We start from the raw sequence: 8,445 nt of genomic DNA on the forward strand, positions 1-8,445 counted from the left end.
GCCGGGTAGGCGGATCGGATGAGCCCGACCGGCGCGGAGCGCGCGGACGCCGTCGTCATCGGGGCCGGCCACAACGGCCTGGTCGCCGCGAACCTGCTCGCCGACGCGGGCTGGGACGTCCTGGTGCTGGAGGCGACCGAGGTGCCCGGCGGCGCGGTCCGCTCGGCGCAGGTGACCGCTCCCGGCTACCTCAGCGACCTCTACAGCTCCTTCTATCCGCTCGGCTACGCCTCCCCGGTCCTGCGCGGCCTCGACCTCGACCGGTACGGGCTGCGCTGGCGGCACTCCCCGGACGTGCTTGCGCACCTGCTGCCGGACGGGCGGGCGGCGGTGCTCAACCGCGACCCGGAGACCACGGCCGCCTCGCTTGACGAGTTCGCGGCCGGCGACGGCAAGCGGTGGCTGACGGCCTACGACGACTGGCGCCAGGTCGCCGGCCCGATGCTGGGCGCGATCACCACCCCGTTCCCGCCGGTGCGCAGCGGCCTGACCCTGCTGCGCCGGCTCCGGGTCGCCGGGGCGCTGCGACTGGCCCGCCGACTGGTGGTGCCGGTCCGCAAGCTCGGCGACGAACTCTTCGCCGGCGAGGGCGGTCCGGCTCTGCTCGCCGGCTGCGCCCTGCACACCGACCTGGCGCCCGAGGAGGCCGGCTCCGGGGTGTACGGGTGGCTGCTGGCGATGCTCGGCCAGCAGGTCGGCTGGCCGGTGCCGGACGGCGGCGCCCAGAAGATCACCGATGCGCTGGTGGCCCGGCTGACCGACCGGGGCGGCCGCATCCTCTACGGTGCCCGCGTGGACCGGGTGCTCACCGCCCGGGGGCGGGCGATGGGTGTCCGTACGGTGGGCGGCGCACTGTGGCGGGCCCGCCGCGCCGTGCTCGCCGACGTGCCGGCGCCCGCCCTCTACCTGGACCTGGTCGGCGCGGCGGCGCTGCCGCCGCGGCTGGTCGAGGATCTGGCGTACTTCAAGTGGGACGGCTCGACCCTGAAGGTCGACTGGGCGCTCTCCGCGCCGGTCCCGTGGACCAACCGGGCGGTCGCCACCGCCGGCACCGTCCACCTCGGCGCGGACCTCGACGGGCTGACCGACTACGCGGGGGCGCTGGCCCGCGGTGAGGTGCCCCGCCACCCGTTCCTGCTGGTCGGCCAGATGACCGTCGCCGACCCGAGCCACTCGCCGCCCGGCACCGAGTCGCTCTGGTCGTACACCCACCTGCCGTTCCGGCGCCAGTGGCGGGCCGAGGAGATCGCCCGGCAGGTGGAGCGGATGGAACAGGTGCTGGAGGACGCCGCCCCGGGCTTCCGCAGCCTGGTGGTGGGCCGGCACGTGGCCGGCCCGGCCGACCTGGAGGTGGGCGACCCGAGCCTGGTCGGCGGGGCGCTCGGCGGCGGCACGGCCGCCGCCTACCAACAGCTCTTCCTGCGCCCGATCCCCGGCCTCGGTCGCGCCGACACGCCGGTGGACCGGCTCTTCCTGGCCAGTGCGTCGGCCCACCCCGGCGGCGGCGTGCACGGCGCACCCGGGGCGAACGCGGCGCGGGCCGCGCTGGCCCGCGACCGCGCGCTCACCGGTGGCCTGTACGCGGCCGCGATCGACACCGCGCACCGGACGATCTACCGCTGACCTGATCGTCCGGCGGACGGGACGGCGGTGGCCGCCGGTCAGCGGTTGACGTTGCGGTGCTTGCTGCGCAGGCGGAACGGCATCAGCGCACTCTCGATCTTGGTGGCGGTCGTCATCTTCGACGCCCCGTCCCGCCGCTCCTCGAACCGGATCGGCACCTCGAGGATCGTGTGCCCGAGCTTCGTGGCCAGGTAGTGCATCTCCACCTGGAAGCTGTAGCCGTTGGACTGCACCCGCTCCAGCCCGATGTCGTGCAGCGCGTCCGCCCGCCAGATCTTGAAACCGGCGGTGAGATCCCGGATCCGAACGCGCAGCAGCGTGTGGACGTACAGGTTCGCCCAGCCGCTGAGCGCGCGCCGGTACAGCGGCCAGTTCTCGTCCAGCTCGCCGCCGGGAACGTACCGCGAGCCGATCACCACACCGGCCTGGGTGGACAGCAGCGCGCCCAGCATGCCCGGCAGCGCCTCGGGCGGGTGCGACAGGTCGGCGTCCATCTGCGCGACGTACTCGGCGCCGCCGTCGAGGGCACGCCCGATGCCGTCGACGTACGCCCGGCCCAGGCCCTCCTTGCCGGGCCGGTGGACGACCTCGATCCGGTCCGGGTGCTCGATGGCCAGCTTGTCCGCGACCTCGCCGGTGCCGTCGGGGGAGTTGTCGTCGGCCACGAGGACCTTCAGGCCCGGCAGGGGCAGCGCGAGCAGGCGTTCCACCAGGACCGGAAGGTTGCCCGCCTCGTTGTAGGTCGGAACGACCACGGTCAGGCGTGCATCCCGCCAGGGCGACGGCAACTGCACGGGTTCACTCATGTCGGACATCCTCGTTTCGCGGACTTGGCTCCCTTGAGCGTAGCCAGTGCCTCGCGCGTCGCGTTGTTGCTCCCCCGCCCCGGCCGTCACAGCAGGCACCGGGGCGGCGGCTGACGGTCACCACGACCGGCGGGTGAGCGCGCCCAGCGCGACGGACAAGCCGGCAACGGCGAGGGCCGACACCGCCCGCTTGTGGGTACCGACCCACAACGCCGGGGAGCGACGCCGGGCGCGGTCGGCGAAGACACCCGCCGTGCCGTGGTCGCGTTCCTCGTCGCCGGGGCGGTACAGGTTGTCCCGCCAGCTTCCCGGGTCGATCGGCGACATCGTCTGCTGGCTGTCGTATCCGTCGTGGGCAAGCTTCCGCTCCAGCAGACCGGGGACGAGGATGTCCCCGAGCCGGGCCCGCCACGTGGGACCGCCGACGTTCAACTCCCGCGGCCCGTGATCGGCCGCCCAGAGGATCGCCCGTGCGGCCACCTCGGGCGCGAAGATCGGCGGCACCGGCTGGGGGTGGCGGGGCAGCCGCGTACGCACCCACGAGAACTGCGGGGTGTTGATGGCCGGCAGCTGCACCATCGTCAGCCGCACTCCCGGGCAGTCGTGCAGGAGTTCCGCGCGCAGCGAGTCGTTGAAGCCCTGGACGGCGTGCTTGGTGGCGCAGTACGCGGACTGCAGCGGGATGCCCCGGTAGGCGAGCGCCGACCCGACCTGGACGATCGTGCCGCGCCCGTGCGCCCGGAGGTGCCGCAGCGCGGCGAGCGTGCCGTGGACCGTGCCCAGGTAGTTGACCTCGGTGACCCGGCGGAACTCCGTCGCGGGGATCTCCCAGGCGGGGGCGAAGACCGAGACCATCGCGTTGTTGATCCAGACGTCGAGCCCACCGAACCGGTGCACCACGTCGTCCGCCGCCTGCTGCACCGCGCCCGCGTCGGCCACGTCCACCCGGTAGGTCCGGACGTCGGCCGCGCCCCGCTCCCGGCAGTCCCGCTCGGCTGCCGCGAGGCCCGCCGCGCCACGGGCGAGCAGCGCGAGGCGGGCACCCCGCTCGGCGTACGCCCGGGCGACGGCCCGCCCCACCCCGGCGCTCGCGCCGGTCACCACGACCGTCTGTGTCATGCGTCGGCCTTCTGCCGGATGGCGATGTCGGACAACCGGCGCAGCGTCTCCTTGTTGCGCTGGTGCAGCACCAGGTCGTTGATCTTGGTGCGGATCCAGCGCAGCGGGCCGGCGGCGAAGTCCTCGCCGATGCGCACCCGGGTGGCGCCCGTTCCCACCGGCTCCAGGGTGAAGACCACGATGGCCTCACCCGCCGGCCACAGCCCGGCCCGGATGATCAGTTTGTGCGGCGGCTCGCAGCCGAGCACCGTCGAGGAGTCCTCCAGCGACACGGGCCAGGGGCCCGCACGATGGTGCAGCTCGCTGCCGACGGCCGGCCAGTGATCGTCCACGTCGCGCACGTGCACGGTGCCGACCACCCAGTCGCTGTAGGTCCACCCGTCGGCCAGCACGGCCCACACCTGTTCCGGCGGGGCGTCGATCACTTTCTCCACAACTGCCACTGCGCCCTCATACCCTGGCGGGCGCCGGAGCTAACGGGCGGCCCGGGTTAGCTTCTCGGGGGCTGCGGGTAAGGTCACCGCGGGCCGGCGTGACGACACCGCCGGCGGCGCGGCACCGTGGCGCCGCGATGATGATGTTTACTCCCCGGGGCGCCGGGAACCCGCCGGCTGTGCGACAGCTCGAGCCGGATCAGTGCAGGTCAGCCGGGGTCGGTGCCCGTGCTGGCCGGGGCGGTCCGGCGCGACGCCTGTTTGATGCGGTGTTGTTCGACCGGGATGGGACGTTGGTCGAGGACGTCCCGTACAACGGGGATCCGGAGAAGGTGCGGCCGGTGCCGGGTGCGCGGGTGGCGTTGGACGGGTTGCGGGCGGCGGGGTTGCGGCTGGGTGTGGTGACGAACCAGTCGGGGTTGGCGAAGGGATTGTTCACGCCGGCGCAGATGGCTGCGGTGCATGCGCGGATCGAGCAGTTGTTGGGGCCGTTCGACGCGTGGCTGGTGTGCCCGCACGATGACGGTGACCGGTGCGGGTGCCGGAAGCCGGCGCCGGGGCTGGTGTGGGACGCCGCCCGCGAGCTGGGCACCGTCCCCCGGCGCTGTGTGCTGATCGGGGACATCGGCCGGGACGTCACCGCTGCCCTCGCCGCCGGCGCCCAGGCCGTGCTGGTGCCCACGCCGGTGACCCGGCCGGAGGAGGTCGACGCGGCGCCGTGGGTCGCGGCGGACCTGCCCGCCGCGGTGGCGGAGATCCTGCGCCGGCAGGCCGCCCTCGACCCGGCCACCTACCGGTCCGCCGGGGTGGCCACGGCCGTCTCCGGGTTCGGGGACGTCGCCGCGGGCGGGGTCCGCCGGCCGGCCCGCCGGGTCGGGACGGTGCTGGTCGTGCGTTCCGATTCGGTCGGGGACGTGTTGGTCACCGGTCCGGGGATCCGGGCGGTGGCCGCCGGCGCGCGGCGGGTGGTGCTGCTGTGCGGGCCGCGTGGCCGGGCGGCCGCCGATCTGCTGCCCGGCGTCGACGAGGTCATCGAACACCGGCTGCCCTGGATCGACCCCGACCCGAACCCGGTCACCGCCGACGACATCACCGCCCTCACCGACCGCCTCGCCGCCGTGGCCGCCGACGAAGCGGTCATCTTCACCAGCTACCACCAGTCCCCCCTGCCCCTGGCCCTGCTGCTACGCACCATCGGCGTGGCCCGCATCGCCGCGATCAGCGACGACTACCCCGGCAGCCTGCTCGACATCCGCCACCGCGTCCCGACCGGCGTACCCGAACCCGAACGCGCCCTGTCCCTCGCCGCCGCCGCCGGCTACGCCCTACCCGACCACGACGAACCCACCCTGCGCCTGCGGCCGACGCCACCGCCGCCACCGCAGGTCGGCGCTCCGGGCTACGTGGTGCTGCACCCCGGCTCGGCGGCGCAGTCGCGGGGCCTGCCGGTCGACCTGGCCGAGGGCGTCGTCCGGGAACTGGTCGGCGCGGGTCACCGCGTGGTGGTCACCGGCGGCCCGGGCGAGGCGGAGCTGACCGCCCGGGTCGCCGGCGGGCTCGCCGTGGACCTCGGCGGGGGCACCGGGCTCGCCGAACTGGCCGCCACCGTCTCCGGGGCCTCAGCCGTGGTGGTCGGCAACACCGGTCCCGCCCACCTCGCCGCCGCCTACGGCGTACCGGTGGTCAGCCTCTTCGCCCCGACCGTCCCGTTCGGACAGTGGGGGCCGTGGCGGGTGCCCGTCGTCCGGCTCGGCGACGCCGGCGCCGGCTGCCGGGACACCCGCGCCGCGACCTGCCCGGTGCCGGGCCACCCCTGCCTCAGCCGGGTCACCCCGCGGGAGGTCCTGGACGCGCTGACCCGGCTGGGCGTACCGCCGTCGTCGCCGTCGCCGAGGGCGACCCGGACCGTCACCGCGGTAGGCCGGAGCGGCCGATGAACGTCCTCCTCTGGCACGTGCACGGGTCGTGGACCACCTCCTTCGTCCACGGCAAGCACCGGTACCTGGTGCCGGTCACCCCCGAGCGCGGCCCGTACGGCCTCGGCCGGGCACGCACCTATCCGTGGCCGGACAGCGCGGTCGAGGTCACGCCGGAGGAACTGCGCACCGCCGAGGTGGATCTCGTCATCCTGCAGCGCCCCGAGGAGCTGGACCTGGCGACCGAGTGGCTGGGCCGCCGGCCCGGCCGCGACCTGCCGACGATCTTCGTGGAGCACAACACCCCGAAGGACGGCAACGTCCCCGACAGCCGGCACCCGATGGCCGACCGGGACGACCTGCTGATCGCCCACGTCACCGCGTTCAACCAGCTCTACTGGGACACCGGAACCACGCGGACCACCGTGGTCGACCACGGCGTCGTGCCGCCGGCGGTCGAGTACACCGGCGAGCTGGAGCGGCTCGCGGTGGTCATCAACGAGCCGGTACGCCGCTGGCGGGTCACCGGCACCGACCTGCTGCCCCGCTTCGCCGAGATCGCCCCGCTGGACGTCTTCGGGATGAAGGTGGCCGGTCTCGCCGACCACCTCGGGCTGCCGCCCGACCGGCTCACCAGCCACGACGACCTGCCCCAGGCTCGGATGCACGCCGAGTTGGGGCGGCGGCGGGCGTACCTGCACCTGTGCCGGTGGACCTCGCTCGGGCTGAGCCTGATCGAGGCGATGAGCATCGGCATGCCCGTCGTCGCACTCGCCGCGACGGAGGCCGTGATGGCGGTGCCGCCCGAGGCCGGCGCCCTCGCCACCCGGGTCGACGACCTGCTCGACGCGGCCCGCCACCTGATGGCGGATCCGGCGCACGCCCGCCGGGCGGGTGCCGCCGGCCGGGCGGTCGCCCTCGACCGGTACGGCCTCGACCGATTCCTCACCGACTGGGACCGGCTGCTGGAGGAGGAAGTATGCGGATCGCGATGATCTCGGAGCACGCCAGCCCGCTCGCCGTCCTTGGCGGGGAGGACGCAGGTGGCCAGAACACGCACGTCGCCGAGCTGTCCGCGGCCCTCGCGGCGGCCGGGCACGACGTGCGGGTCTACACCCGCCGGGACGCGGTCGACCTGCCGGTGGCCGTCCGCTGCCCGGACGGGTACGAGGTGGTGCACGTACCGGCGGGCCCGGCCGAGCCGGTCGCCAAGGACGCGTTGCTGCCGCACATGAAGGAGTTCAGCCGCTGGCTGGTGGACCGCTGGCGCGGCGGTGACTGGACGCCGGAGGTCGTCCACGCGCACTTCTGGATGAGCGGCCTCGCCGCTCTCGCCGCGAGCCGGCAGACCGGCGTGCCGGTGGTGCAGACGTACCACGCGCTCGGCGTCGTCAAGAAACGGCACCAGGGGGTGCAGGACACCAGCCCGGCCCGGCGGATCGGTTACGAGCGGGAGCTGGGCCGGTCGGTCGACCGGGTCATCGCCCAGTGCCGCGACGAGGTCGGGGAGCTGGTCCGGATGGGCGTCCCCCGGTCCCGGATGACGGTCGTGCCGTCCGGGGTCAACCTCGGCACGTTCGCCCCGCTCGGCCCGGTGGCGGAGCGGGAGGCGGACCGCCCCCGCATCCTCACCGTCGGGCGGCTGGTGGAACGGAAGGGTTTCCAGACGGTCGTCCGGGCGATGGCCCACGTACCGGACGCCGAGTGCGTGATCGTCGGCGGGCCCCCGGCCGGGCTGCTCGAGAGCGACCCGTACGCCCGCCGGCTGCGGGCCCTGGCGCACACCTGCGGCGTGGCCGACCGGGTTCGGCTTGTCGGCGCGGTGCCCCGCGAGGAGATGGGCCGCTGGTACCGCTCCGCCGACGTCCTGGTGGCCGCCCCCTGGTACGAGCCGTTCGGGCTGACCCCGCTTGAGGCGATGGCCTGCGGCGTGCCGGTGGTCGGAACCGCGGTCGGCGGGATCCGCGACACGGTGGTCGACGGGGTGACCGGTGACCTCGTGCCGGCCCGCGATCCGCGGGCCCTCGGCGTCGCGGTCCAGCGTCTGCTCGACGACCGGATCCGCCTGTTCGGGTACGCGACGGCGGCGCTGGAACGCGTCCGCGAACGCTACTCGTGGGCGGCCACCGCCGAGCGGCTGGCCGAGGTGTACGGCGACGTGGTCGCCGTCGGCCGGGCCACCCGGGTGGTGGCCGGATGAGTGGTCGCTCGCTGCTCGACAGCCACCTGGCGAACCTCGCCGCCGCCCTCGTGCCGTACCGGCGGTGCGAGGAGCGGCTGGCCCGCTGGGGGGAGACGCTGGCCCGCCGGTTCGTCGAGGGTGGGCGGCTGCTGGTGGCCGGCAACGGCGGCAGCGCCGCCGAAGCCCAACACCTCACCGCCGAACTCGTCGGCAAACTCCGCCACGACCGCCAACCCCTGTCCGCCATCGCCCTGCACGCCGAAACCAGCGCCCTCACCGCCATCGCCAACGACTACGGCTACGACCACGTCTACGCCCGCCAGGTCCACGCCCACGGCCGACCCGGCGACATCCTCCTACTCCTC

General features: G+C 74.7%; 8 protein-coding genes. 5 read left to right on the plus strand and 3 right to left on the minus strand.

Annotation, left to right across the window (positions count from 1 at the left end):
- The first annotated feature begins 18 nt into the window (after nucleotides 1–18).
- Nucleotides 19–1,623, plus strand: coding sequence for a phytoene desaturase family protein (locus ABTW87_RS27885; protein ID WP_350654143.1), 1,605 nt, complete (start codon nucleotides 19–21; stop codon nucleotides 1,621–1,623).
- 38 nt (nucleotides 1,624–1,661) lie between these two features.
- On the opposite strand, the gene ABTW87_RS27890 is transcribed toward ABTW87_RS27885, so the two are convergent.
- The 3 genes from ABTW87_RS27890 to ABTW87_RS27900 form a co-directional block, all read right to left on the minus strand.
- Entirely contained in the window at nucleotides 1,662–2,429 is a 768-nt protein-coding gene (locus ABTW87_RS27890) for a polyprenol monophosphomannose synthase (protein ID WP_350654145.1), read from the minus strand.
- Between the two features lie 117 nt (nucleotides 2,430–2,546).
- Nucleotides 2,547–3,548: an SDR family oxidoreductase gene (locus ABTW87_RS27895; RefSeq protein WP_350654147.1), complete on the minus strand. Its 1,002-nt coding sequence runs from the start codon at nucleotides 3,546–3,548 to the stop codon at nucleotides 2,547–2,549.
- Nucleotides 3,545–3,991: an SRPBCC family protein gene (locus tag ABTW87_RS27900; RefSeq protein WP_350654148.1), complete on the minus strand. Its 447-nt coding sequence runs from the start codon at nucleotides 3,989–3,991 to the stop codon at nucleotides 3,545–3,547. Before ABTW87_RS27900 ends, ABTW87_RS27895 begins: the two co-directional genes overlap by 4 nt.
- Before the next feature lie 170 nt (nucleotides 3,992–4,161).
- Here ABTW87_RS27900 and ABTW87_RS27905 point away from each other — a divergent pair, with 170 nt between their 5' ends.
- From ABTW87_RS27905 to ABTW87_RS27920, 4 genes are all read left to right on the plus strand, one after another.
- The gene (locus tag ABTW87_RS27905; RefSeq protein ID WP_350654150.1) at nucleotides 4,162–5,919 is read left to right on the plus strand and encodes an HAD-IIIA family hydrolase; all 1,758 of its coding nucleotides are present in this window, start codon (nucleotides 4,162–4,164) and stop codon (nucleotides 5,917–5,919) included.
- Entirely contained in the window at nucleotides 5,916–6,893 is a 978-nt protein-coding gene (locus tag ABTW87_RS27910; RefSeq protein ID WP_350654152.1) for a glycosyltransferase, read from the plus strand. Before ABTW87_RS27905 ends, ABTW87_RS27910 begins: the two co-directional genes overlap by 4 nt.
- Nucleotides 6,878–8,098, plus strand: coding sequence for a glycosyltransferase (locus ABTW87_RS27915; protein ID WP_350654153.1), 1,221 nt, complete (start codon nucleotides 6,878–6,880; stop codon nucleotides 8,096–8,098). The genes ABTW87_RS27910 and ABTW87_RS27915 overlap by 16 nt, the downstream gene beginning before the upstream one ends.
- On the plus strand, nucleotides 8,095–8,445 hold a 351-nt coding region (locus ABTW87_RS27920), incomplete at its 3' end, for a D-sedoheptulose-7-phosphate isomerase (protein WP_350654155.1). The genes ABTW87_RS27915 and ABTW87_RS27920, both read left to right, overlap by 4 nt.

The sequence above is a fragment of the Micromonospora sp. NPDC126480 genome, assembly GCF_040302465.1.
GTDB lineage: Bacteria > Actinomycetota > Actinomycetes > Mycobacteriales > Micromonosporaceae > Micromonospora.